General features: G+C 73.1%; 24 protein-coding genes and 1 tRNA gene. 18 read left to right on the forward strand and 7 right to left on the reverse strand.

Going from position 1 to position 24,875, the window contains the following annotated elements:
• Positions 1-48 precede the first annotated feature (48 nt).
• Positions 49-1,098, forward strand: a complete 1,050-nt coding sequence (locus Sri02f_RS31750; RefSeq protein WP_109004775.1) for a helix-turn-helix transcriptional regulator — start codon at positions 49-51, stop codon at positions 1,096-1,098.
• A 6-nt stretch (positions 1,099-1,104) separates the two neighbouring features.
• On the opposite strand, the gene Sri02f_RS31755 is transcribed toward Sri02f_RS31750, so the two are convergent.
• Complete coding sequence (locus tag Sri02f_RS31755) at positions 1,105-2,442, reverse strand: wax ester/triacylglycerol synthase domain-containing protein (RefSeq protein ID WP_109004776.1); 1,338 nt, start codon at positions 2,440-2,442, stop codon at positions 1,105-1,107.
• Positions 2,443-2,738: 296 nt separating this feature from the next.
• Between Sri02f_RS31755 and Sri02f_RS31760 the strand changes: the two genes are divergently transcribed.
• Positions 2,739-3,902, forward strand: a complete 1,164-nt coding sequence (locus Sri02f_RS31760; protein ID WP_245970897.1) for a macrolide family glycosyltransferase — start codon at positions 2,739-2,741, stop codon at positions 3,900-3,902.
• Positions 3,903-3,931: 29 nt separating this feature from the next.
• Positions 3,932-4,399, forward strand: a complete 468-nt coding sequence (locus Sri02f_RS31765; RefSeq protein WP_109004777.1) for an acyl-CoA thioesterase — start codon at positions 3,932-3,934, stop codon at positions 4,397-4,399.
• Between the two features lie 51 nt (positions 4,400-4,450).
• Here the strand turns inward: Sri02f_RS31765 and Sri02f_RS31770 are convergent, their stop codons facing one another.
• The 3 genes from Sri02f_RS31770 to Sri02f_RS31785 form a co-directional block, all read right to left on the reverse strand.
• Positions 4,451-6,472: a copper resistance CopC/CopD family protein gene (locus tag Sri02f_RS31770; protein ID WP_109004778.1), complete on the reverse strand. Its 2,022-nt coding sequence runs from the start codon at positions 6,470-6,472 to the stop codon at positions 4,451-4,453.
• A gap of 367 nt (positions 6,473-6,839) precedes the next feature.
• Positions 6,840-7,445 carry a GNAT family N-acetyltransferase gene (locus Sri02f_RS31780; protein WP_109004779.1) on the reverse strand — a complete coding sequence of 202 codons (606 nt, stop codon included), beginning with the start codon at positions 7,443-7,445 and terminating at the stop codon, positions 6,840-6,842.
• On the reverse strand, positions 7,438-9,516 hold the full coding sequence (locus Sri02f_RS31785; protein ID WP_109004780.1) for a penicillin acylase family protein: 2,079 nt from the start codon (positions 9,514-9,516) through the stop codon (positions 7,438-7,440). The genes Sri02f_RS31780 and Sri02f_RS31785 overlap by 8 nt, the downstream gene beginning before the upstream one ends.
• Positions 9,517-9,593: 77 nt before the next feature.
• Between Sri02f_RS31785 and Sri02f_RS31790 the strand changes: the two genes are divergently transcribed.
• Together Sri02f_RS31790 and Sri02f_RS31795 are read left to right on the forward strand one after the other, a co-directional pair.
• Entirely contained in the window at positions 9,594-10,337 is a 744-nt protein-coding gene (locus tag Sri02f_RS31790) for a siderophore-interacting protein (RefSeq protein ID WP_109004781.1), read from the forward strand.
• A gap of 24 nt (positions 10,338-10,361) precedes the next feature.
• Positions 10,362-10,982, forward strand: coding sequence for an HhH-GPD-type base excision DNA repair protein (locus Sri02f_RS31795; RefSeq protein ID WP_109004782.1), 621 nt, complete (start codon positions 10,362-10,364; stop codon positions 10,980-10,982).
• Positions 10,983-11,083: 101 nt separating this feature from the next.
• Here Sri02f_RS31795 and Sri02f_RS31800 read toward each other — a convergent pair whose 3' ends face one another.
• Positions 11,084-12,721, reverse strand: a complete 1,638-nt coding sequence (locus tag Sri02f_RS31800) for a helicase HerA-like domain-containing protein (RefSeq protein WP_109004783.1) — start codon at positions 12,719-12,721, stop codon at positions 11,084-11,086.
• A gap of 105 nt (positions 12,722-12,826) precedes the next feature.
• Here Sri02f_RS31800 and Sri02f_RS31805 point away from each other — a divergent pair, with 105 nt between their 5' ends.
• Both Sri02f_RS31805 and Sri02f_RS31810 read left to right on the forward strand, forming a co-directional pair.
• On the forward strand, positions 12,827-13,123 hold the full coding sequence (locus tag Sri02f_RS31805; protein ID WP_004943146.1) for a type II toxin-antitoxin system VapB family antitoxin: 297 nt from the start codon (positions 12,827-12,829) through the stop codon (positions 13,121-13,123).
• 221 nt (positions 13,124-13,344) lie between these two features.
• The gene (locus Sri02f_RS31810) at positions 13,345-14,007 is read left to right on the forward strand and encodes a LytR C-terminal domain-containing protein (RefSeq protein ID WP_109004784.1); all 663 of its coding nucleotides are present in this window, start codon (positions 13,345-13,347) and stop codon (positions 14,005-14,007) included.
• Positions 14,008-14,151: 144 nt separating this feature from the next.
• Here the strand turns inward: Sri02f_RS31810 and upp are convergent, their stop codons facing one another.
• Positions 14,152-14,787: a uracil phosphoribosyltransferase gene (gene upp / locus Sri02f_RS31815; protein WP_069773435.1), complete on the reverse strand. Its 636-nt coding sequence runs from the start codon at positions 14,785-14,787 to the stop codon at positions 14,152-14,154.
• Positions 14,788-14,943: 156 nt separating this feature from the next.
• On the opposite strand from upp, the gene Sri02f_RS31820 reads away from it, so the two are divergent.
• The 9 genes from Sri02f_RS31820 (at position 14,944) to Sri02f_RS43905 (ending at position 20,745) form a co-directional block, all read left to right on the forward strand.
• On the forward strand, positions 14,944-15,147 hold the full coding sequence (locus tag Sri02f_RS31820) for a hypothetical protein (protein WP_109004819.1): 204 nt from the start codon (positions 14,944-14,946) through the stop codon (positions 15,145-15,147).
• A gap of 335 nt (positions 15,148-15,482) precedes the next feature.
• Positions 15,483-16,031 carry a tRNA adenosine deaminase-associated protein gene (locus Sri02f_RS31825; RefSeq protein ID WP_109004785.1) on the forward strand — a complete coding sequence of 183 codons (549 nt, stop codon included), beginning with the start codon at positions 15,483-15,485 and terminating at the stop codon, positions 16,029-16,031.
• A gap of 50 nt (positions 16,032-16,081) precedes the next feature.
• On the forward strand, positions 16,082-16,513 hold the full coding sequence (gene tadA / locus Sri02f_RS31830) for a tRNA adenosine(34) deaminase TadA (RefSeq protein WP_109004786.1): 432 nt from the start codon (positions 16,082-16,084) through the stop codon (positions 16,511-16,513).
• A gap of 57 nt (positions 16,514-16,570) precedes the next feature.
• Positions 16,571-16,655 (forward strand) — tRNA-Ser (locus Sri02f_RS31835).
• Positions 16,656-16,874: 219 nt separating this feature from the next.
• Entirely contained in the window at positions 16,875-17,051 is a 177-nt protein-coding gene (locus Sri02f_RS41865; protein WP_167467658.1) for a hypothetical protein, read from the forward strand.
• A gap of 30 nt (positions 17,052-17,081) precedes the next feature.
• Positions 17,082-17,375, forward strand: coding sequence for a Dabb family protein (locus Sri02f_RS31840; RefSeq protein ID WP_109004787.1), 294 nt, complete (start codon positions 17,082-17,084; stop codon positions 17,373-17,375).
• 208 nt (positions 17,376-17,583) lie between these two features.
• On the forward strand, positions 17,584-18,468 hold the full coding sequence (locus Sri02f_RS31845) for an RNA polymerase sigma factor SigF (protein WP_109004788.1): 885 nt from the start codon (positions 17,584-17,586) through the stop codon (positions 18,466-18,468).
• Between the two features lie 307 nt (positions 18,469-18,775).
• On the forward strand, positions 18,776-19,690 hold the full coding sequence (locus Sri02f_RS31850) for an RNA polymerase sigma factor SigF (protein ID WP_109004789.1): 915 nt from the start codon (positions 18,776-18,778) through the stop codon (positions 19,688-19,690).
• Positions 19,691-20,454: 764 nt separating this feature from the next.
• Positions 20,455-20,745, forward strand: a complete 291-nt coding sequence (locus Sri02f_RS43905; protein ID WP_307721054.1) for a hypothetical protein — start codon at positions 20,455-20,457, stop codon at positions 20,743-20,745.
• Between the two features lie 482 nt (positions 20,746-21,227).
• Here Sri02f_RS43905 and Sri02f_RS31860 read toward each other — a convergent pair whose 3' ends face one another.
• The gene (locus Sri02f_RS31860) at positions 21,228-21,425 is read right to left on the reverse strand and encodes a hypothetical protein (RefSeq protein WP_069773421.1); all 198 of its coding nucleotides are present in this window, start codon (positions 21,423-21,425) and stop codon (positions 21,228-21,230) included.
• Between the two features lie 247 nt (positions 21,426-21,672).
• On the opposite strand from Sri02f_RS31860, the gene Sri02f_RS31865 reads away from it, so the two are divergent.
• Positions 21,673-22,236 (forward strand): MarR family winged helix-turn-helix transcriptional regulator, encoded by a 564-nt coding sequence (locus tag Sri02f_RS31865; RefSeq protein WP_109004790.1) that lies wholly within the window; start codon positions 21,673-21,675, stop codon positions 22,234-22,236.
• A gap of 94 nt (positions 22,237-22,330) precedes the next feature.
• Positions 22,331-24,868 (forward strand): MFS transporter, encoded by a 2,538-nt coding sequence (locus tag Sri02f_RS31870; protein ID WP_167467659.1) that lies wholly within the window; start codon positions 22,331-22,333, stop codon positions 24,866-24,868.
• Positions 24,869-24,875 lie beyond the last annotated feature (7 nt).

Here is a 24,875-nt window from a genome sequence, read left to right on the forward strand (position 1 = left end):
ACGGATAGTGGTCAGAATCGGTCCACTATCCGCGTTAGGCTCCGAAACATGTCTCGACCCACCGGACGCGTACTGACTCTCCTGGAGCTGCTGCAGTCGGGCGGCGTCCGGACGATGGCCGAGCTCGCCGCCCGGCTCGGCGTGGACGGGCGGACCGTGCGCCGGTACGTGGACCAGCTGATCGACCTCGACGTGCCGGTGGAGTCCGTGCGGGGCCGCTACGGCGGGTACCGGCTCGCCTCCGGGTACCGTCTGCCGCCGCTCATGTTCAGCGACGACGAGGCGCTCGCCGTGCTGCTCGGCCTGCTCGCCGGCCGCCGGTCGGGGCTCATGACGACGGCGGACACGGCGGGCGAGACGGCGGCGGCCAAGATCCGCAGGGTGCTGCCCCACCGCCTGGCCCGCAGGCTCGACACCGTCCTGGAGTCTCTCGCCTTCACGGCCGCGCCCGGGGAGTTCACCGGCCCGGACGCCGAGGTCCTGCTCACCGTCGCCGACGCGGTCCGCCATCGGCGTCCGCTCTCGATCAGATACACCGACCGTGACGGCCGCCGCAGCGAACGCCGGCTGCACGCCTATGGGATCGTCGCCCATGCGGGCCGGTGGTACGTCACGGGCACGGACCCCGAGGCCGGCGAGGACCGGACCTTCCGGCTCGATCGCATCGCGACCGCGCGGACCCTATCCGGTTCGTTCGAGGCGCCCGCCGGAGTCGATCCGGCGCAGCGCGTGGTGTCCGGGTTCGCCGCAGCCGAGTACCGCCACGAGGTGACCTTGCGCATCCACGCGACGGTCGATCAGATCCGCGCCCGCCTCCCTGCCACCGTGGCGACCCTGGAAGAGGCGGAGCCCCCGGCGGACGCCGATCCGGACGCCGATCCGGAGACAGGTCCGGAGACAGGTCCGGCGAGCGGTCCGGCGAGCGGTCCGGCGGCCGAGCGTTGGCTGCGCGTCGGGCTGCGGGCGGAACGGCTCGACTGGCTGCCGCCCCTCCTCGCCTCGCTCGACCGGCCGTTCGTCGTCGAGCGCCCCGACGAACTGCGCGGCCTCGTCGTCGCGTTCGCCGACCGCCTCGCATCTCGCGCCCGTCGAGCCTGACGGCGTTCACCCCCGTCCGGCGTCGTCCGCCGTCTGCTCCCGGCCTCGCTCGGCCAGTGCGGCGAGCTCGGTCAGGAAGGCCTCTGCCAGGAGGGTCGCGTCCCGGCTTCCCGAGTTGGTGGCGACGCTCAGGGTGTGCCCCTGGGCGCAGCCGCCCAGGGCGAAGGTGACCGTGCCGGCCGGGGGCACCATCGGGACGATGTTCAGGCTGCGCAGCGGTCGTCCGGCCAGGGTCTGGCCCTGTTCGCGCAGGTGGACGTAGGAGCAGGCGGCCGGGGCGTAGGCGGGCGCGAAGATCGTGCCGCCGGCCAGCGCCATGGTCGCCCCGGGAAGCGCCGCGAGCGTGCCCTCGACGAGTCTCTCCGAGGTGCTCCGGGCCCGGGTGACGGTCGTCAGCAGGCCGGTGCAGGCGGTCAGCCGGGCCGCGGGGTCGGCCAGCGTCACCGGTGCGGGGACCCGCACGTTGGCGAACGCGTTGCCGAGGAACTCCCCGCAGTCGTCCGGGCGTTCGTCGACGGGGACCGAAAGCCAGACCGGACGCGGGGCAACGCCCGGACCGGTGCCCGGACCGATGCCGGGACCGGCGTCCGGACCGGCGCCGGAGCCGCCGTCGGGGAGCCGGGACCGCAGGACTCCCGACACCGTCGCCAGGAACACCTCGTTGGTGGTCGCCCTACGGCCCGGGGCGGCTTCCCGCGCCGCCCGCAGGACGTCGGCGCGCAGCCCGACGAGCGCGTAGGCGGGCTCCCGCGGGCCCTGGTGCGGCAGGGGCACGGCGCGCCCCGCGGTCAGCAGACCGGGCGGCCCGCCCGCCGCCGGGGCGGGGCGCGCCGTCCGCCGCCGGGGGCCGGGCACCGCAAGGGAGGCGGCGCCGTCCAGGGGCCGGCCGTCGTCGAAGAGGGAGCGCAGCAGGGTCGTCAGGGAGCGCCCGTCGAGCAGGCTGTGGTGCATCCGGAACAGCAGGGAGAACTCGCCCTGCGTCGAGCCCCGCAGGAGGTGCAGGCCCCACGGCGGGCGGTCGGCGGGGAAGGGGGTGTGGAACCACCGCCCCACCGCGTCCCGGAGGGTGCCGTCCACGCAGTCGACCTGTCGTCCCAGCTCGTGGCCGTCCGCGCGGGCCCAGCGGTGCCGGCCGGTCCACCAGGCCAGACCCGGCCGGGCGCCCGGGGCGACCAGGGTCCGGGTGAGCCGCGGCAGCGCCTTCCACCGCTCCTCCACCAACGCCCGCAGCTCGTCCGGCGCGGGCGGCGCGCCCGTGAAGTCCAGCGCGATCCCGGCGTTGGGCGGGCCGAACGGCCAGCGGGCCATCCCCTCTTCCAGCAAGGGCAGATGCGATCCGGGCATGAGACTGCTCCTGTCATGGGCCGTCCCTGTCGAGGACCGGTCCTGTCGTGGACCGGCCGCTGGCGGACGACGTCCTGTACCCCCAACGGCCGATGCGACCGGCGGTCACGTGTCGCGCCTCGCGCGGGTGTCAACGCGCGGGCCCGCGGGCTCCCTGATGGGGTGACACTGCAGCAGGTTTGCGGTCGGGAGCGGTGTCCGAGCGCCTTTAATCGGGACTCCGCGTCCGCGTTGGGACGCGCCGTCACCCTTTTTGGTCCCCGCACCGGCTCCGCGCCGGACAGGAGTTACGTGTCGTGCCTGGTACCCGTGCGAATCCCGCGCACATCGCCGTGTTCAACGTCCCGATGCACGGACACGTGAATCCGACGCTGGGGGTCGTCGAGGAGCTCGTACGACGGGGGCACCGGGTCACCTACGCCGTCACCGAGGACTTCGTGCACCAGGTGAAGGCGGCCGGCGCCGAGCCCGTGTTCTACCCGGACACGGGGGACGGTTCGGAGGCGCCGGAGGAGATGGGCGAGGGGTTCGCCCGGGTCGTCCGGCTGGCGCTGGCCGGTCTGCCCGCCCTGGCCAGGGCGTACGACAGGGACCGGCCCGATCTGGCGCTGTGCGACGTCTACGGGCTGGCGGGTCTGCTGCTGGGCGCGCGCTGGCAGATCCCCACGGTGGTGGCCTCGCCCACCCACCTCGCCTACGACGGCATCGTCCCCGAGTTCTTCGGCGTGCCGGGCCTCCCCCAGGTGCCCGGCTTCGCGGAACTCGTGGCCGCCTTCGCGGAACACGGGGTGGACAGCGCGCGGATCCAGGATCTCGTGCAGCCGGAGCACGCCGTCGCGTTCTTCCCGCGCGCCTTCCAGCGCAGGCCCGGCACGGTCATGGCGCGGCGCGTCGCCTATGTCGGACCGGCGCTCGGGGACCGCTCCTACCAGGGCTCCTGGCAGCCCCCACGGCAGGACCGGCCGGTGCTGCTGGTGTCGCTGGGCTCGCAGTTCAACCGGCGGCCCCGGTTCTACCGGTCCTGCGTCGAGGCCTTCGCCGAGCTGCCCTGGCATGTGGTGATGTCCGTCGGCCGCGCCGTCCCGCCGGACGAGCTGGGGCCGCTTCCCGACAGCGTCGAGGTGCATCCGCACGTGCCCCAACTGGCCGTGCTCGCGCAGGCGAACGCCTTCGTCACCCATGCCGGGATGGGCGGCACGATGGAGGCGCTGCACTACGGCGTTCCGCTGGTCGCGGTGCCGCAGATGGCCGAGCAGCGGGTCAACGCCGCGCAGATCGAGCGCCTGCGGCTCGGCGTCCACCTGCCGCGCGAGACCGTCACTCCGGAGGCGCTGCGCGAGGCCGTCCTGCGGGTCTCCTCCGACCGGGACATCCGCGCCGCCGTGGCGGACATGCGCCGGGAGATCGCGGCGGCGGGAGGGGCGGGCGCCGCCGCGGACCTGATCGAGCGGGCCCTGTAGGCCCGCAGCCCTTTTCTAGGAGTGACGTCGTGACCCACGCCCTGGCGGCCGACATCCGCCGCACGAGCACCGTGCCGGAGTGCCGGCCGCACCTGTATCTGCGCCAGGTCCGCATGAGCGACCTGGACTCGATGAACCACGTGAACAACGTCCGGCTGCTGGAGATGATCCAGGACGCCCACATCGACATGTTCTATCTGCGCCCCGGGCTGCCCGGCCAGGAGATCCGCCCCCGGTTCGTCTACGCACGCCACGAGCTCGACTACTCGGAGCCTCTGACGCTGCAGCCGGAGCCCGTCACCATCACCACGACGATCGGCGACCTGCGCCGCTCGTCCTTCCGCGTCACCAGCCGCGTCACCCGCGACGCCCGGGTGTTCTGCACGTGTGTGAGCACGGCCGTCGCCTACGACCCGGACGCCCGCTGCTCGCGCCGGCTGGAGGAGGCGGAGCGCGCCCTGGCGGCCCGGCACGCGACGCCCGAGGCGGCCCGCTGAGCCACCACCCGTCCCCGCCCGGCCCCGCCCGTCCCCGCCCGGGTGGTCGGCTCAGCGTTCGATCCGGACCGGCTCCGACACGCTGACCTGGTCGATGTCCGACACCCGGATCGTCACCTTCATCTCCCACTCGCCCGGCATGGGCAGGTTCACGGCGTCGGCGCCCCAGTAGCCGCCCCGGTCGGTGATCCCGGAGTCGAGGGGGCCGACGTCCCGCGCGGGAAGGCTGAAGGAGATGCGCAGTTCAGGGATGCTGACGAAGCCGCCGTCGGGGCCGTAGACCACGGCCTGGAGCTGGTTGCCGCCGACCCGGCCCGGGTCGAGGGTGACCTGCACCTTGCCGCGGAAGTCGCCGGTCTGCGGGGAGTCCAGGGAGAAGGGCACGTCGGTCACGGAGGCCACGGGCAGCCCGGCCGACTGCTCGGCCGCCGCCGCCTCGGTCGCCGCCCGGCCCGGGAGGGTGCCGGTCAGCACGGTCGTCAGGACCAGGACGACGACCGAGACGGCGACCTCGGCCAGCACGGAGCGGCGCAACGACCGGCGCCGGTCCTCGCCGGCCGGGGCGAGCGGCCGGTGGTCGTGGTGAGGCCCCTCGGCGGAGGATCTCCGCCGGTCCGCGGGCTCGTTCCCGGGGTCGGCGGGCTGCTCGGGGCGGGTGTCCTCGGCCTGCGCGATCCCGGACGACGCTGAGTCGTCGTCCGACGGCCGGTCGGACGGGCCGCCCACCGGCTCCGGAACCCGGACTTCCTTCCTCACCGCCACGGACGCCACAGCCGCCCCGACCGTCGCGTTCGCGTTCGCGTTCGCGTTCGTGGTCGCGTTCGCGTTAGTGGTCGTGGTCGTGGTCGTGTTCGCGGTCGTCGCCTCGGGCGTGGCGGCGGTCGTCGCCGTGGGCATGGTGATCGTCCGGGCGGCCCCGTGCACCGTCCGGCGCGACCATGCTCCCGCGAGCAGCAGCAGCGCCACCGTGGCGAGTTTGGCCAGCAGGACCCGCCCGTACGTGGTGTCCGTCAGGGCGGACACCGAGCCGAGGCCGCGCCAGGACTGGTAGACGCCCGTCACCACCAGGACCGTCACCGACAGGGCCGCCAGCCGGGAGAAGCGGTTGACCACGCGCGAGGGGACGGACGCGCGGTGGAGCAGGGTGAGCAGGGCCGCGAGGCCGCCCAGCCAGGCGGCCATCGCGAGCAGGTGCAGTACCGAGGACGCCATCGCCGCCGGGACCTGGATGCCGGCCGAGGCGTGCTCGGCGGACGCCCAGGTCAGGGCGAGGCCGACCGCCAGCGCGGCGCCGGCCAGCAGCGCCGGACGCGACGGCCGCTCGCCCTTGCGTTCCCGCACGGGCCCTCGCTGCCACCTCAGCAGGACCGCGACGGCCGCCAGCAGGGCGAGGCGCGTGACCAGGGCCAGGCCGGGGCGGGTGCCCAGGGTGCGGGCGAGACCCGAGGGGTCCAGGGCCTCGGCCGGGCCGGCGCCGGTCTCGTAGGGGGCGCGCAGCAGGAGCAGGAACACCGTCGATCCGACGAGCGCCCACCAGCCGGCCAGCAGGAGCCTGCGCAGCGGCCGGACGTCCGGCGGGCCGCACACGGCGACGAAGGCGGCCGTGCCGATGAGGAGGGCCGCGGCGAGGTACGCGACGTAGCGGCCGATGGTGAACAGGCCGCTGGTGGCCGGGTCCTCGACGGAGGTGCTGGGCAGGGCGGGCGGGACGGCGGAGGGCTTGCCGACGGAGAAGGTGAGGGCGCCGGCGATCGGGTGACTGTCCGCCGACACGACCCGCCAGGCCACCGTGAACGTACCGGTGCCGAGGCCGCCGGGCAGCGTCACCCGCGCGGTGTCGGCGCGCCCGTCCGCGTGCTCGGGCTTGCCGATGCGCAGCCGTTGGTTGTCGGGGTCGAAGACGCGGAAGGAGTCGTCGAGGAGGCCCACGGACTCGGTGAAGGCGAGCGTGATGGAGCGGGGGGCCGTCTTGACGACGCTTCCGTCGACGGGGTCGGCGCCGCGCAGGGCCGCGTGCGCGGAGGCCGGTCCGCCGCCGAGGAGGAGCAGCGTCAGCACGGAGCCCAGCAGCACCAGCCCTCGGAGCCGCCGTCGGCGACCGCCGCTCCGGCGACCGCCGCTCCGGCGACCGCCGCTCCGGCGACCGCCGCTCCGGCGACCGCCGCTCCGGCGACCGCCGCTCCGGCGATCGTCGCTCCGGCGATCGTCGTTCCGGCGATCGACGCCGTGGGGTCCGCCGCCCTGTCGTCGTCCGTCCTCGTGGCCTTCGCTCACGTCACCGCTCCGCCTTGCTCGACCTGCTCGGAACTCGTGATCCGAGACTCGCGTGCTCGCAGATACGTACGCATGCACTGGGCATCCGGTTCACCGTGCCGGCCCGGTCGACGCGTGCGCCCGGGCCGGCGCCGGACGCCCCCGTTCCCGGGCCTCGCCGGGGCCGTCACCCGGGGAACGCGGTCTCCCGGCGCAGGAAGGCGAGTTGGGCCTTCTTCTCCGGCAGGTACACGTCGGGAAGGTCGACCTCCGGGAGCGTGACGACGGGGCCCGCCTCGAAGCCCTGCCGAAGGAAGCGGTCGACCGCCCTGGTGTTGCGCACGTCGGGGTCCACCACGACGCGCCGCCGGTCCAGGCCGAGCAGGACGTACGAGGCGAACACGCCCATCAGCGCCGCCGACCAGCCGGACCGGGGGCCCCGCTCGTCGGCCGGCGCGATGAGCACGTGGACGCCGATGTCGCCGGACTCCACCGCGTAGACCTCCCCGACCCGGTCCGCGGCGGGCTCGTAGGTCTGCAGCAGCGCGACCGGGACGCCGTCCAGCTCGGCCAGGAGGGCGTGATGGGTGTCCAGGGTCGCCAGGTGGGCGTAGATCTCGGCGATCCGGTCGCGCGTCAGGCCGTTCATGCCCCAGAACGCGGCCCGCTCCTCGCTCACCCACGCGTGGACGGTCGTCGCGTCGTCCTCGGGGGCGAGGGGACGCAGGCCGACGGCGCCCAACCCCTCGACGGTCTCCACGTGGACGTATGCGGGCGCGCGGCGGTCAGCCATGGTCGCTCTCCTTCTTCAGCCGTGCCCAGTCGGTGACGACCGGGGCCAGCTCGCCCTTGAGCCACAGGGGCAGCTGGTCGTGGTGGTGGGGGTGGCCGGGGAGGCCGGACGCGCCGAACGGGACGACCCACAGGCTGTCCTCGCGGCGGGCCAGGTCCCAGACGTAGCGGGCTGCGGGACCCCGCGCGGCGAGGTCGGTCCAGCCGGGCACGGCCGAGGTGCACAGCACGCAGTCGTGGTCGCCATCGAGGGCCGGGGCCTCGTCCGACGGGTCGGGCAGGGCCCGCCAGGGGGCGAGGCGGTGGGTGTCGCCCCAGCGGGCGGCCGGCTGTCCGGCGAACGCCTCGGCGACCTCCTCCACGGCCTCGCGCAGCAGCCGCTGCCGGTCGATCCCGTACAACTCCTTTGCCCGCAGGAGGTGTTCGAGGGCGAAGCCGACGCGCGGGAGCAGGGCCAGCCAGGGGAGGAAGACCTCCGGGTAGGCGGGCGGGACGGCCAGGGGCGCGAAGGCGGGGTGGGCGGCCAGGCGGCGGACGAGGGCGCTGCGCAAGGCCGCGAAGCGGGCCGCGTCCCCGCTGCCGGCGTCCATGCGGCGATCCCAGCGCAGCAGGCGTTCGCGCAGTGCGGCGGCCGGCCCGGTCAGTCCCTCGAGGGCCGGCAGACGGTCCAACAAGGGCGCGGCGGAGGCGAGATACGTGTCCGTGTGGAGCGCCGGCATGTCGGACGCGGACCAGCGCCGGCGCTGCGCGAGCAGGGCGCGGATACGGTCGGCGCGGTGCGGCGCGGCGAACTCGACGCCCAACTCCGCTGCCGGGCCTCGCTGGTTGGCCATCACGGCGACGCCGTCGGTCAGTCCCGCACGGGGCGTCTCGTGCCAGCCGGTCCATTCGTGACCGGGCTCCCAGGCGGGGACGAGCCGCGTGCCGTTGGCCCGGGCGCGCAACGGCACCCGGCCCGCGACGCGGTGCAGGACGCCCCCCTCGGCGTCGGCGGCCTGGACGACGTTGACCGGCTCGGCCCACAGGTCGAAGGCGCGGTCCACGTCGTCGACCCGGCGGGCCCTGAGCAGGGGCAGCAGCGCCTGGAAGCCCAGGTCGACGGTGACGCGGGGCGGGTAGCGCAGGGTGAGGGCGAGCGGAGCGCCGTCGTCGAGGCCCTCCGGGCCGCCCGCGATCACCGGCCCCCGATCGGTCTCCAGCACCTCCACCTCGACGCTCTCGCCGCCCGCGACGCGCACCGTCTCGGTATGGCGGGCGACCCGCCGCCAGAGGCCGTCGGGGCCGAGCGCCTCGACGCCGGCGCCGGTGCGGCGCAGCCGTTCGCGGTAGAGGTCCTGGTAGTCGGCCATGGCGTTGGTGATGGCCCAGGCGACCGTGCCGGTGTGGCCGAAGTGCGCGATGCCGGGGACGCCGGGGACGGCGAGGCCGACGACGTCGAACTCGTCGCAGGCCAGGCGGATCTGCTGGTAGACGCCGGGGTCCTCGACGAAGCGGTGCGGGTCGCCGGCGATGACCGCCCGGCCGGTGACCGTGCGGTCCCCGCCGACCAGCCAGCCGTTGCTGCCGGAGGAGCCGGGTCCGTCGGCGGCGAACAGGCCGACCGCCTCGGGGCCGAGGTGGCGGGCGGCCTCCTCGCGCCACAGCTTGGCCGGGAACCCGGCGAACAGGATGTGCGTGGCCAGCCAGACGGCGAGCGGGGTCCAGGGCTCCCAGCGGCCCGGAGCGAGGCCGACCGAGGTGAACTCGGGGGCGTCGGCGGCGGCCAGCCCCTCGTTGACGCCGTCGACGTACGCCCGGACCCAGTCCGCCGTCTCCGGGTCCTGTCTCTCCAGTGCGGCGAAGCAGCGGCTCGCCGTGTCGTCGAGGCGGGCGCGGCGGGCGAACACGTCCCAGGGGAGGGCGTCGGGGCCGAGGAAGGCGGCCGAGGCGCCGCGCGCGCGGTGCCGTTCGACCTCCAGTTGCCAGGCGCGGTCGCGGGCCGTGACCAGCCCCTGGAGACGGGCGAGTTCGAGGGCGCTGCGGGCGCGCAGATGCGGGACGCCCCAGGCGTCGCGGTAGATCTCGGTGGTCACCCTGCGGCCCCTTTGCGCTTTAGGTTAGGCTTCCCTAACTAGTCGTGCCGGAATCGTACGCGAGGGGTGGACAGGTCATGGCGCAGGGGCGGGGCTGGGAGGGCGCGGTCCTCCGCATGATGCGGGCGAAGGACTTCACCCTCACCGTCACGGACACGCAGGACGTCACCGACCGCTACCGCCGGCTGCGCCTCTCCGACGGCGGGCTGCTCGCCGCCACCGGCGTCCATCCCACGATGTGGGTGCGGCTCTGGTTCGACAACGCGGGCCGGCCGCACCAGCGGGCCTACACCCTGGTCGACCCCGACCCTGCGGCCGGGGTCTTCGGTCTGGAGTTCGCCCTGCACGACGGGGCCGCCAGCGACTGGGCGCGGGCGGCGAAGCCCGGCGACACCATCGACGCGACCGTCCAGGGCACCGGCTTCGCACCGCCGTCCCCGGCCCCCTCCCACGTCCTCGTGATCGGCGATCCGGCCTCGCTGCCCGCCGTCAACTCCCTGCTCGGCGACGGCGAGAGCGCGCTGGGCTCCGCCCCGGCGACCGTCTGGTTCGAGGGCGGCGCCGACGACGCGGACGGCCTGCCCTTCCTGACGGACCCCACGCGCCACGAGATACGGCACGTGCCGCGCCGGGACTCCGGCGCCCACCTCGTCGAGCGGGTGAAGGCGGAACTGCCCGGCCTGCTGCGCGCCACCCCCGACCCGTACGTCTGGATCGCCTGCGACACCGGCACCACCCGGACGCTCTCGGCGTACGTGCGCAAGGAGCTCGGCGTGCCCAGGGAGCGGCTGCACGCGCTGGGGTACTGGCGCGCGAGCTGAGGTCGCAGGCGGGATCATCGACGCATGGACGTCACCCTTCACCTCTCCCAGGACGCCGAGGCCGACGAGCTCCTCGGCCGCTCTCCGCTCGCCGCGCTGGTCGGGATGCTGCTGGACCAGCAGGTCCCGATGGAGTGGGCGTTCAAGGGGCCCCGCACGATCGCCGACCGGCTCGGCGCCGACGACCTGGACGCCCACGACATCGCCGCCCGGGACCCGGACTCCTTCGCCGCCCTGCTCTCCGAGAAACCGGCCGTGCACCGCTACCCCGGCTCCATGGCCAAGCGCGTCCAGCAGCTGTGCGCGTACCTCGTCGAGCACTACGACGGCGACGCCGGGGCCGTCTGGAAGGACGTCGCCGACGGCGGGGAACTCCTCGGACGCCTCGAGCGGCTGCCCGGCTTCGGCAAGCAGAAGGCGCAGATCTTCCTCGCGCTGCTGGGCAAGCAGCTCGGCGTGCGCCCCACGGGCTGGCGCGAGGCGGCCGGCGCCTACGGCGAACCGAAGTCCTTCCGCTCCGTCGCCGACATCACCGGCCCGGAGTCGCTGACGAAGGTACGAGCCCACAAACAGGAGATGAAGGCGGCGGCGAAGGCCGCGAAAGCCACCAAGGCCCCGACGACCACCACGACCGCGAAGAACTGAAGCACCGGCGAACGCCCCGGGCGGGGGCGCGGGAGCAGACGGGCGCGGGAGCAGACGCGGGCGCGGATGGGCCGGACTCACGGTCCCCGGGGTCCGCGTGGCTACCGCCTCCGCCGGGCCGTCCCGAAGAGTGAGCGGGTGATCTCACGGCCGATCTGCGTGCCGACGGAACGGGCCAGCGACTTGAACATCCCGCTCCCCACCACCTGCTCCACGACGGAACGTTCCTCCTCCGGCCCCTTCGATCCCTTGGGCCCCTTGGGCCCCTTGGGTCCCTTCGGGCTCGTCGGGCTCGCCACCCCCGTCGATCCCTTGGACCCTTTCGCCGCCTTCGCCCCCTCCCGTCCGGCCCGCTCGGCATCCGCCCCGGGCGTCGGCCGTGCGGCCCCCGTCCCGGCCAGGGCCGCGAGCTTCTCGAACGCCGACTCTCTGTCCACAGCCTGTGCATACCGTTCGCGCAGCGGGGACGCCCGCACAGCCCGGTCCAGACCTGGTCCGTCCACCGGGCCCATCAGGGACTCGGGGGCGCGCAGCCGGGTGGCGGCGACCGGGGTCGGCGCACCCCGCTCGTCGAGGACGGTGACGACGGCCTCGCCGGTGCCGAGACCGGTGAGCAGCTCCTCCAGGTCGTAGGCCGAGTCGGGGAACGTCCTCACCGTGGCCCGAAGCGCCTTCTGGTCGTCCGGGGTGAAGGCCCGCAGGGCGTGCTGCACGCGGTTGCCGAGCTGGCCGAGGACCTCGCCGGGCACGTCCTTCGGGGTCTGTGTGACGAAGAACACGCCGATCCCCTTCGAGCGGATGAGCCGGACCGTCTGCGTGAGGGAGTCGAGGAACGCCTTCGAGGCGTCCTCGAACAGCAGGTGGGCCTCGTCGAAGAAGAAGACGAGCTTCGGCCGGTCGGCGTCGCCGACTTCCGGAAGGTCGTGGAACAGGTCCGCCAGCAGCCACATCAGGAAGGTCGAGAAGAGCTGCGGCTTGTCCTGGACGGCGGGCAGCTCCAGGACCGACACGATGCCGCGGCCGTCGGGGGCCGTGCGCAGGAACTCGGCCGTGTCGAACTCCGGCTCGCCGAAGAAGCTCGCCATGCCCTGCGCCTCGAAGGCGGTGAGGGAGCGCAGGATCACCCCTGCGGTGGCGCTCGACAGGCCGCCGAGACTCCTCAGCTCCGCCTTGCCGTCGTCGGAGGTGAGGAAGGCGACGACCGACCTCAGGTCCTTGAGGTCGAGCAGCTCCAGGCCCTTCTGGTCCGCGTAGTGGAAGACCAGGCCGAGGGACTGCTCCTGTGTCCGGTTGAGCCCGAGCACCTTGGACAGGAGGAGGGGTCCGAAGCTCGTGACCGTGGCGCGCAACGGGACGCCGTGGCCGAGGCCGCCGAGGGCGAAGAACTCGGCGGGGAAGCCGGTCGCCGTCCATTTCTGGCCGACTTCCGCGGCCCGGTCCCGCACCCTGTCGTTCCCCGTCCCCGGGGCCGAGATCCCGGACAGGTCGCCCTTGACGTCGGAGAGGAAGACCGGCACGCCCTGCGCCGAGAGCTGCTCGGCCATCAGCTGGAGCGTCTTGGTCTTGCCGGTCCCCGTGGCGCCCGCGACGAGCCCGTGCCTGTTCAGCACCGCGAGAGGGAGGCGCACCGGCGCGTCGGGCAGGCACGCGCCGTCCCACAGCACGGCGCCCAGGTCGAGGGCGGGGCCGGTGAAGGCGTACCCGGCGGCGATGTCAGCGGCGCTCGTCGACTCACTCATCGTCAAGCCCTCATTCCGTTTTACCCCTGTTCATCACGTCTTTTCCAGCGTCGCACTCCGTCTCCATGGCTGCGCCCGGAACGTCTGGACCGGTAGGCTTTCCGTGTGATCTTCAAGCGCATCGGAAACGGCCGGCCGTACCCCGACCACGGCCGGGAAAGCACCCGGCAGTGGGCGGACGTCGCGCCGCGCCCGGTCCGCCTCGATCAGCTGGTGACCACCAAGCAGCAGCTCGACCTGGAAACCCTGCTCGCGGAGGACTCCACCTTCTACGGCGACCTGTTCGCGCACGTCGTGAAGTGGCAGGGCGACCTGTACCTGGAGGACGGGCTGCACCGCGCGGTGCGGGCGGCGCTCCAGCAGCGCCAGGTGCTGCACGCGCGCGTGCTGGAGCTGGACTGACCCGGCCGCGCCGGACCGGACCGGGGAGTCCGGCGGTGCGCGAGCCCTCCGGGGCCCGCCGCACGGTGTCTCCGACAGCCCGCCGCGTGTCCCGCAGCGACTCCTGATTGACCCTTTCGGGTTCTTTCCCCTGCCCGCAGCCGGTGTCGGATGATCGTTTATTAGTCACGGCCGCCCGGGCGCACTACGCTGCGCCCATGAGCATGCTGACTCCCCCGGGCATGGGCGGTAAGTACCGGATCACGGGGGACAAGTACCCCCGCATGCGCCCCCACCGGCGACGCGGCAGGCTGGCCGTCGTGGTCGTCGGCTGCGGCGCCGTGCTCGGCGTGGCCGGCTGGGGCACCCTGCAGCTCATCGACGTCTTCACGGGCGGCGGAGGGGCGGCCACGGCCGCCGGCGCCTCCTGTTCCCGGGACACGACCGGGCCGAACAGGACCAAGGCCGGAGCCGGCCCTTCCGCGTCCGCCGCCGTCTCCCTGTCCGCGTCCGCCGCGGGCGCGGTGCCCAGGCCCGCGCAGATCACGGTGAACGTCTTCAACGCCACGACCCGCAGCGGTCTGGCCAAGACCACCGCCGACGAGCTGAAGAAGCGCGGCTTCCGGATCGGCGAGGTGGGCAACGCCCCCAAGCAGTACGACAAGAAGGTCACCGGCGCCGGGCTGCTGCTCGGCCCCGCGTCCTCGCTCAACACCTCGCTGCCGGTCCTCGCCACCCAGCTGACCGCCGCCGAGCGCCGCACCGACGCGGCCCGCGCGGGCACGGCCGTCGACCTGATCATCGGCAACGGCTTCAAGGCGCTGACCGGCCAGGCGGACGCCGCCAAGGCGTTGACGGCCCTGACCGCGCCGCACCCGGCGGCGACCACGAAGAAGGGCTGCTGAAGCCCCGCCGAGAAGCCGCGAACGGGCCCGCCCCAGCGCGCCCGCCCCGGTGCCCGCCGAGGGCCCCCGCAGGGCGACCAGGGGAATGGCCGGGCGACCAGGGGAACGGGCCAGGGCGACCCGGGGAACGGCCGGGGGAACGACCTACTCGGCCGCTCCGTACAGGCGGTCGCCGGCGTCGCCCAGACCCGGGACGATGTAGCCGAGCTCGTTGAGGTGGTCGTCGACGGCCGCGGTGACGACGGTGACCGGCGAGCCGGCGAGCTCGCGCTCCATGATCGCGACGCCCTCCGGGGCGGCGAGCAGCACGACGGCCGTCACGTCGTCGGCGCCGCGCCGGATCAGCTCGCGGATCGCGGCGACCAGCGTGCCGCCGGTGGCCAGCATCGGGTCCAGGACGTAGACCTGGCGCCCGGAGAGGTCCTCCGGCATGCGCGTGGCGTAGGTGGACGCCTCCAGGGTCTCCTCGTTGCGGATCATGCCGAGGAAGCCCACCTCGGCGGTCGGCAGCAGCCGGACCATGCCGTCCAGCATGCCGAGGCCCGCGCGCAGGATCGGCACGACCAGCGGCCGCGGGTAGGAGAGCTTGACGCCGGTGGTCGAGGCGACCGGCGTCGTGATGTCGACCTGTTCGGTGCGCACGTCACGCGTGGCCTCGTAGGCGAGCAGGGTGACCAGCTCGTCGGCCAGCCGGCGGAAGGTCGCGGAGTCCGTGCGCCGGTCGCGCAGCGTGGTGAGCTTGTGGGCGACCAGAGGGTGGTCGACGACGTGAAGACGCATGTCCACAACAGTAACCGTGCCGAACCCGCCCGGCGTTCCCACACACAGTGAACCTCTCCCCTCGGCTTGGGCCGTTCGTCGGCATCAAACCGCTCGTCGGAGGGAAAGTGAGGGACAGGTATGGAGACGGACCGGGGTACCCGGGGTGGTGTGCTGATGCCTGACCTGCCCGACCTGCCCGACGACGAGTCGCCGGACGCGGCCGCCCGCGCCGAGAGCGACGCCGAGCGCCGCCGACGGCGCGCCCGGTTCCTGCGCGAGCTGACCGAAGCCCGCGAACTGCGCGACCGCGTCCAGCCACGCCGCGCCAAGACCGCCCGGCTGCGCCACGCGATGCGCATGCGCACGTTCCGCTGGTAGTCCCGTGATCGCCGTGGCCGTATGCGACTTGGGGCATACGGGGAAGATCGCCACCGTCACGGGTGCCGTACGGGGGTGGGCGTGCGTGAGCGCACGGCAAAGCCGCGTACGATCCGCTCGTGGCCGCAACCGGTGCGCTGGTGACCCCTCACGGACGTCGCTGCGGACGTGGGATCAAAACCACCGGACACAGGGAGCCGAAGACGTCCCCTGAACGCCTTGTTTCTGCCACGATTCCGAGTGGGTGGGGCTCGGAGCCTGAGCTCTTTCTCCGCCCGCAACCTCCGCCGGGGGGACCCCCAACCGGCACGCCTATGACCAGTGGGAGAGTCACGGTGTACTTCGCCGCACTGCTCGCGCGCACCGAAGACGGGTGGGAAGCGAGCGACACAGAGCTCGACGATGTGGAAACCCTGTCGGATCTGGCCGACCTGGCCAGGGAGGCCTCTCCCGACGAGGACACGGTGCTCGTGCTGATCGAGCAGGAGGGCTCCTGGTTCGGGGTCGTCCGCATCGACGGCGAGGAGGACCCTCGCATCTACGTGTCCGACGCCGCTGCGGCCGCCCGCAGCTCGTACGGCGAGATCCTGCTCACCGACGAGCTGCTCGGCCGGGACCCGGGCGACGCGGACGACCTGGACGTCCTCGACCTCGACGGCACCGAGGACGGTGAGACCGACGACGACCAGGACGACGACGAGGACGTCCAGGTCGTCGTGGGCGGCGGCTCCGCCGAGTCCGTGCCGCACGGCCCGGTCGGCGACCCCGGCATCCTCGACGACCTCGGCGTCGGCGAGAAGCAACTGAGGTCGCTGTCCGAGGACGCCGTCAACGAGATCGCCGAGGCCCTGGGCGCCTCGGAGGTCCTGGAGACCGTCCGCTGACGGCGCCGCAGACGCCGTCGGACCCCGTACGCGACCGCTGGCGGGCCGCGATGCGGCTCGCCCTGGACCAGGCCCGGCTGGCCGCCCGGGGCGGAGACGTCCCGGTCGGCGCCGTCGTGCTGGCCGCGGACGGCACGACGGTCCTCGCGACCGGCCACAACGAACGCGAGGCCGGCGGCGATCCGACGGCGCACGCCGAGGTGCTCGCCGTCAGGCGGGCGGCCGAGGCGATCGGGGAGTGGCGGCTGTCCGGCTGCACCCTCGTCGTGACCCTCGAACCGTGCACGATGTGCGCGGGCGCGATCACCCAGTCCCGGGTGGACCGGGTCGTCTACGGCGCGCGCGACGACAAGGCGGGCGCGGTCGGCTCCCTGTGGGACGTCGTCCGCGACCGCCGGCTCAACCACCGCCCCGAGGTCGTCCAGGGCGTCCTCGCCGAGGAGTGCTCCGAACTGCTCACGGAGTTCTTCCGGGAGCGCTGAGACGGCCGCCCGATACCGATTTCAAACCGGGGCTCACCTTGCTGTAAGGTCTCCCTCGGTAGCGTGTCCGAGCGGCCGAAGGAGCTCGCCTCGAAAGCGAGTGTGGCGCAAGTCACCGAGGGTTCAAATCCCTCCGCTACCGCTGTAGACGAAGGGCCCGGTCCAGTGGACCGGGCCCTTCGTCGTACTCCGCCCCGGCCGGCAGGCTTCCCCCGGCCGTGATCCCGTCGCCTTACGCCCCGCCCCGCGCGAACCGTTCACGAACGCGCCGTGGCGTTCAAAAAGCGGTGTGTAAATCGCACTTACGGATACACTCGCCGCCGTCAACAAGGGCCCGAGCGGGCATTACAGGGGAGGCCAGGTGGCGGTGAACGCCAAGAAGATCGCCGTCTACATGCTCGTGGTCTTCGTGCTGTACGTGATCATCACGGACCCGGCGAAGGCGGCGGACTACGTCCAGATAGGCTTCCAGGGCATATCGGACGCCGCCAAGGCCATCGGCGACTTCTTCACCTGGCTCGCCGACGGGGCCAAGTAGCCGAGGCCGTCGCACGCACAGGGAGTGCCCATGATCCGCCACCTGGTCCTCTTCAAGCTCGACGAGGGCGTCGAGCGCGACGACCCCCGGGTCGTACAGGGCGAGGCGGCCTTCCGGGCGCTGGGCGGGAAGATCGAGGAACTGCGCTTCTGGGAGCTGGGCTGGAACGTCAGCGACCGCCCCATCGCCTACGACTTCGCGATCAACTCGGCCGTCGAGGACGCGGACGCCCTGAAGCGCTACATCGAGCACCCCGACCACCAGTCGGGCGTCGCCCTGTGGCGTGAGTTCGCCACCTGGGTGGTCGCGGACTACGAGTTCTGAGCCGTCCCGCTCGGCACGCCCCTTCGGCAGCACGGAGCCCTCCGCCCTGACGGCGGAGGGCTTTCGCACGTCCGAAGAGACGAGAAGATCCCAACTTATCCTTCAACACGGCGTTATGGGGTGCTTGCACACAGTGCACATGTCTTGTGATGCTATGACCGCTTTTGACGGATGAGTTGACCGATGTTGACCTGACGAAGAGGTGGCGTTGACCGTGTCGGCCAGTACTGCGCCGCCTCAGGAAGAGGCACCCCCGGCACCCGCGCCGGCCCCCGCCCTGGAAACCGTGCCGGAAGCCGCCACGGAAGCGGAGCCGACCCCGGAACGGCGGCGTGGGGCGGACACCCGGGCGCTGACCCAGGTGCTCTTCGCCGAGCTCAAGGAGCTCCAGCCGGGCACGCCGGAGCACAACCGGGTGCGCGGGGCCCTCATCGAGGCCAACCTCCCCCTCGTGCGCTACGCGGCCGGCCGCTTCCGCTCCCGCAACGAGCCGATGGAGGACGTCGTCCAGGTCGGCACCATCGGTCTGATCAACGCCATCGACCGCTTCGACCCGGACCGGGGCGTGCAGTTCCCCACGTTCGCCATGCCCACGGTCATCGGCGAGATCAAGCGGTACTTCCGCGACAACGTCCGCACGGTCCACGTGCCCCGTCGGCTCCACGAGTTGTGGGTGCAGGTCAACAGCGCCACCGAGGACCTCACCACCGCCTTCGGCCGCACCCCGACGACGGCCGAGATCGCCGAACGGCTGCGCATCGCCGAGGACGAGGTGCTCTCCTGCATCGAGGCGGGCCGCTCGTACCACGCGACCTCGCTGGAAGCGGCCCAGGAGGGCGACGGCCTGCCCGGACTGCTGGACCGCCTCGGCTACGAGGACCCGGCGCTGGACGGCGTGGAGCACCGCGACCTCGTCCGCCACCTCCTCGTCCAACTCCCGGAGCGGGAACAGCGCATCCTCCTCCTGCGCTACTACAGCAACCTCACGCAGTCCCAGATCAGCGCCGAACTCGGCGTCTCCCAGATGCATGTGTCCCGGCTGCTCGCGCGCTCCTTCCAGCGGCTCCGCTCGGCGAACCGCATCGAGGCCTGACGGAAAACGGGCCGGGGACACGTCACTCGATAAGGGATCGCAAGCACGACCGAGTCGTCACCGCTGAGAGCGAATCACCCACCGGAGCCGTTCCCGGCGGATTCGCGCTGAAAAGCCGTCAGACCCCCTGTTTCCAGGGCTGATTCGTCACTCACATGTCGACATGTCACTACAGCGCGTTGCCGACATGTGACATTCTGCCGGAAGAGCGTTTGCCGGGGCTTCGGCTCCGGTATTCAGGTGAAGGCTGACGTTCCTCAAGCGGGGGCGTTGCGCCGCGACCGTCCCGCGACCCAAAGGGGGTGGCATGTCCGCAGAACAGGGCAGCTCGAAGGTGCTCACGCTCACGCTCACGCCGAGCGAGTCCACGCCCGTCGCGCCTGTCGCGCCGGTCGAGCCCGACGTGCTCGACGACGTCACCGCCGAGGCCCCCGAGGCCCCGGCTCTCACGGCCACGGGGGCCATCGACACCCGCACCTTGTCCCGCTCCCTGTTCCTGCGACTGGCCACGCTCGCCGAGGACAGCCCCGAGCGCGTCTACGTCCGGGACACGCTGATCGAGCTCAACCTCCCCCTCGTGCGCTACGCGGCGGCCCGCTTCCGCTCGCGCAACGAGCCGATGGAGGACATCGTCCAGGTCGGCACCATCGGCCTGATCAAGGCGATCGACCGCTTCGACTGCGAACGCGGCGTGGAGTTCCCGACGTTCGCGATGCCGACGGTCGTGGGCGAGATCAAGCGCTTCTTCCGCGACACGTCCTGGTCGGTGCGCGTCCCGCGCCGGCTGCAGGAGCTGCGCCTGGCCCTCACCAAGGCCAGCGACGAGCTCTCCCAGAAGCTGGACCGCTCGCCGACGGTCGCCGAACTCGCCGCGGTGCTGGGCGTGTCCGAGGAGGACGTCGTCGACGGCCTCGCGGTCGGCAACGCCTACACGGCCTCCTCGCTGGACTCTCCGGCCCCCGAGGACGACGGCGGCGAAGGCTCCCTGGCGGACCGCCTCGGTTACGAGGACACGGCCCTGGAGGGCGTGGAGTACCGGGAGTCCCTCAAGCCCCTCCTGGCCAAGCTTCCGCCCCGTGAGCGCCGCATCATCATGCTGCGCTTCTTCGCCAACATGACCCAGTCGCAGATCGGCGAGGAGGTCGGCATCTCCCAGATGCACGTCTCACGCCTTCTCACCCGCACCCTCGCCCAGCTGCGCGAGGGCCTGATCTCCGACTAGGAGAGCAGCGGCTCGCGACCGGTCGTCCGGCGTGGGGTGGGCCTCTCCCCTCGGGAGCGCGTCCCGCCCCGCGCTCGTCACACGCGCGCGAGCAGGTCGCATGCGTCGAGTCGGCCGCCTGCGTCAGGGCCGGTCCGGTCGGTCGCATGCGTCGCGCTCGCTGCGGCCGTCCGTCGGTCCTGGTGCGGTTGTAAGCCACCTCCGGCCGGAGGCTTCTGTCCTGACGGCGCGTCAGGCACACTGCGGTGATGCGAAGTCCGACACGGGCACGTGGCCGGCGGGGCGCCGTATGGGGCGCGTCGGCGGCTGCCGCCGTCGTCGTGGGAGCGGCGGGACTGGCCGTCGGCTGCGGAGGCGGCGGGCACGGCGGGGACTACGTCGCCATCGGCGCGGCCGGAGGCCCGGCGGCGTCGGGCGCGGACGGCTCGGCGGGCCCCACGGGCGGGGTGCGTCTCGTTCCGCTGGACGGGCCGAGCGACTCCCCCGGCGGCGAACCCGGTCCGGGCGGGCCGGCGACGAGCGGGACGGGGGCGACGGCCGTCACCGAGCCGCGCGACAGGACGCCCGGCCCCGCGCCCGCTTCCGGCAGCCGACAGGCTCCGGCGCGGGGCGCACCCGTCGAGGGCGGCCCCGTCGGTCGCACGCCCCAGGCCTCCCCCGCACCGCCATCACCACCGCCATCGCCGTCGCCATCACCATCGGCGCCTTCGTCGACGTCCTCGGGTCCGCCGGGCGGTGCGTCCGCCGGACCGGCCTCCCTCGCCGTGAGCGAGCCCTTCCGCGCGAAGACGGATCAGCGGTGGTGCGAGGACGTGACCCTGACCTTCGTCAACTCCGGCGGCACCGCGGTCGGTTCGGGGACGATCACCTTCGGCTCCCACGTCGTGGACGCGCTCGGCACGGACTGGGCCACCCGCGAGTCGACGGCCCCGCTTCCCGTCCCGATCGCCGCGGGGACGCGCAAGGAGCGGACCTGGACGGTGTGCGTCGACGCATGGCGCGTACCGCTGGGGATGCACATCGAGACGCGCGACGTGTCGGTGCGGTGGGAGTGAGTGAGGCAAAGACCGGTGAGGCTGGGGCCGGCGGGACACAGTCGGTGAGACGCAGCCGGCGAGGCGGAGGCCGGTGGGGCGGAGGCCGGTGGGGCGGAGGCCGGTGGGGCGGGGACCTGTGAGGCAGTCGGGCAGCGGCGGCCCGTGAGGCAGCGGCCCGCGAGGCCGGGGCGCCCTCGCCGAGGCGCCGAGAGGACGACGAGTGCGTGCACGGGGAAGCCGTCGGCACAGGCACGCGGAAGGCAGCGGAAGGCACGGGCACGGGGAGAAAGCACGGGCGAGGGGAACTCGCGGACGAACACGCGGGCGTGCGGAACTCCCGGACGAACACGCGGGCGTGCGGAACTCCCGGACGAACACGCGGGCGTGCGGAAGGCGCGGGCGTGGGCGCGTCGACGTCGTCGGGACGGTGTCCCGTGTCGATCGGCGCGTCCGGCGCCCGCCCGGTCGCCCGCGCCCACCCGCGTTGCCGCGTAAGGGAGTTACTTCAGCGCGAGCCAGGCGACTGCCGCGACGATCACGACGGCGGCGACGATGCCGACGATCAGGCCGATGCGGGAGCCGGCCGGCGCGGGGGCCGGCTGGGCGGCCCGAGGGGCGCCCTCGTCGACGAACGCGCGGAACATCTGGGTGCTGCCGGCGGGGTCGTGGTTGCCCTGGGGGCCCTGCGTGTTAGCCATGGGCCGAGACACTAGCGAAAACGGGTGGGCGAGCCCAAGCGGGGGTCGTCATGGAGTTCCCGGAGTCCGGCAGGAGGGCGTCCCGGCCGGGCGGCTGCCCGCATCGCCGAGCAGGCTTTTCACCTGCATATTTACCGTAGCAATACGTGCCTTTGCCAACTTTTTGCGGCACCGCACCCCGGCTTTATTTGCCTGCAGCAACCAACCGCCCCTATGGTTGCCCTAAGCAACGATACCGGGAGGTGTGATGGCAGGGCAGGCGCAGTACGAGGAGCTGGCGCGTCAGCTCAGTGCCGTCGGGGCCGTGAAGCGGGACCTCGGGCGGATCCTGCCGCAGGACTGCTCCGCCGGGTCGGCCGCCGCGCTGGCCCTGCTGGGCAGCCACGGCGACATGCGCATGAGCAACCTCTCCGAGTTGCTCGCCGTCGACATGTCCGTGACCAGCCGCCATGCCGCGCACCTCACCGAGCGGGGCTGGATCGAACGCTCCCCAGACCCGGCGGACAAGCGCTCACGCATCCTGCGCCTCACCCCCGAGGGTCACGCGATGCTCGTCGAGCTGTCCCGCCGCAGCGCCGGCCTCCTGGCCGAACGGCTGGACGACTGGACGGACGCCGAGGTCGGCCAGCTCATCGGACTGCTGACCCGGCTGCGCGCCAGCTTCGGCGACTGCCGCACGGTCGCGCACCGGCCGCCGCCTCCTCCCGCGCCCCGGCCCCCCGCACCTGCCGATCCCGCCGTTCCGGCCATTCCCGCCGTTCCGGCAGGCGAACGGACACAGACCACCCGTACACCCGCACAAGCAACGTAAGAGAAGGAAGCCCATGGCAACGACCACACCAGCCGGTGTGCGGGCTCACGCGAAGCACGGCGGAGGGTCCCACGGCTCCGCCGGTGACGCTCCGATGACCCACCGGCAGATCATGGAAGCCCTTTCCGGGCTGCTGCTCGGCATGTTCGTCGCGATCCTGTCCTCCACGATCGTCTCGAACGCCCTCCCGGAGATCATCGGCGACCTCGGCGGCGGCCAGTCCGCCTACACCTGGGTCGTCACCGCGGCGCTGCTGTCCATGACGGCGGCCACGCCCCTGTGGGGCAAGCTCTCGGACCTGTACAGCAAGAAGGCGCTCGTCCAGATAGCGCTCGTCATCTACGTGCTGGGTTCGGCCGCGGCCGGACTCTCCCAGAACGCCGGCATGCTGATCGCGTGCCGCGTCGTCCAGGGCGTCGGCGTCGGCGGTCTGTCCGCCCTCGCGCAGATCGTGATGGCCGCGATGATCTCCCCGCGCGAGCGCGGGCGTTACTCCGGCTACCTCGGCGCGACCTTCGCCGTCGCCACCGTCGGCGGCCCGCTGCTCGGCGGCGTCATCACGGACACGAGCTGGCTGGGCTGGCGCTGGTGCTTCTACGTCGGCGTGCCCTTCGCCGTCATCGCGCTCATCGTGCTGCAGAAGACCCTGCACCTGCCCGTCGTGAAGCGGGACGTCAAGGTCGACTGGAGCGGCGCGTTCTTCATCTCCGCGGCGGTCTCGCTGCTGCTCGTCTGGGTCACCTTCGCCGGTGACAAGTACGACTGGATGTCCTGGCAGACGGCCGCGATGGTCGGCGGCTCGATCGTGCTCGGCCTGATCTTCGTGCTCGTCGAGTCGAAGGCCGCCGAACCGATCATCCCGCTGCGGCTGTTCCGCAACCGCACCATCACGCTGTCGTCGCTGGCCTCGCTCTTCGTGGGCGTCGCGATGTTCACCGGCACCGTGTTCTTCAGCCAGTTCTTCCAGCTCGCCCGGGACAAGTCGCCGACGATGTCGGGTGTCATGACGATCCCGATGATCGGCGGTCTGTTCATCTCCTCCACGGTCTCCGGCCAGTTCATCACCCGGACCGGCAAGTGGAAGATCTGGCTGGTCAGCGGTGGCGTCCTGGTGACGGCCGGTCTCGGCCTGCTGGGCACCATCCGGTACGACACGGACTACTGGAAGATGGCCGTCTTCATGGCCCTGCTGGGTCTCGGCATCGGCATGATGATGCAGAACCTGGTGCTCTCCACGCAGAACCAGGTGGCCCCCTCCGACCTCGGCTCGGCCAGCTCCACGGTCACGTTCTTCCGCTCCCTCGGCGGTGCGGTCGGCGTCTCCGCGCTGGGCGCCGTCATGGCCCACCGCATCACCGACTACGCCCAGGACGGCATCGCCGGCCTCGGCCCGAAGTACGCCTCCCTCGCCGCCGGTTCGAGCTCGTCGAGCGAGATCCCGGACATGGACAAGCTGCCCGCGCCGCTGCGCACGGTCATGGAGAGCGCGTACGGCCACGGCATCGCGGACGTCTTCCTGATCGCGGGCGGCCTCGCCCTGCTGGCCTTCCTCATCACCCTGTTCATCAAGGAGGTCCCGCTGCGGACCAAGGGCGCGCTGGCGCAGGCCGCCGACACGGACGCGGACGCCACTCCGGACACCGCCACGGCCCCGGCCACGGCCCCGGCCACGGGCTCCCCTGCGGACGCCACCGCGGTCACGGCCGGGATCCCGGCCACCGCGGCTGCTTCCGCCGCCGACACGGCCTCCGCCGGTGAGAAGGTCCCCAGCTGGGCCGTCGCCGGACCGGGCGCCGAGGCCGGCGCGGAGGGCGACGGCACCCAGCGGCTCTCCGCCGTCGCCACCGTCGAAGCACCCCACACGCCCTCGGGCGGCGTCCCCGTGCACGGCTTCGTGCGCGGCGCGGAGAGCGCGCCCGTCCCGCAGGCCGCCGTCACGCTCATCTCGCTCGCCGGACGGCAGCTCGGCCGCTCGGTCGCGCAGGGCGACGGCTCCTACGCTCTGGACGCGCCGGGCACGGGTTCGTACGTGCTGATCGCCTCTGCCGACGGCTTCCAGCCGCAGGCGTCCACGATCGTGGTGAACGGCGAGCCGGTCGCGTACGACATCCTGCTCAGCGGGACCAGCGGGCTCAGCGGCGTCGTCCGCGCCGCCGAGTCGGGCGAGGCCGTCAAGGACGCGATGGTGATCGTCACCGATGTGCGCGGCGATCTGCTGGCCACCGCGGCCACCGGTGAGCAGGGCGAGTTCTCCTTCGCGGAGCTGGTCCCGGGCACCGTGACCGTCGCGGTCAACGCCGCCGGGTTCCGGCCGCGCGCCCTGCCCGTCGAGATCGGCGCGACGGGCGTGACCCGCGCGGAGGTCGTCCTCGACGCGGGAGCCCAGCTGCAGGGCGTCGTCCGGGCGCCGCACGGTCCGCTGGCCGACGCGCGGGTGACGCTCGTGGACGCGGCGGGCAACGTGGTCGGCACCGCCACCACCGGCGCGGACGGGGCGTACGCCTTCGCCGACCTCGACGGCGGCGACTACACCGTCATCGCGACCGGCTACCCGCCGGTGGCCACCGCGCTGACCGTGTCGGGCGCCGGCGTCGACGGCCACGACATCGAACTCGCCCACCCCGGCGAGTAGTCCGGAC

The sequence above is a fragment of the Streptomyces rishiriensis genome (genome assembly GCF_003112535.1).
GTDB lineage: Bacteria > Actinomycetota > Actinomycetes > Streptomycetales > Streptomycetaceae > Streptomyces > Streptomyces rishiriensis.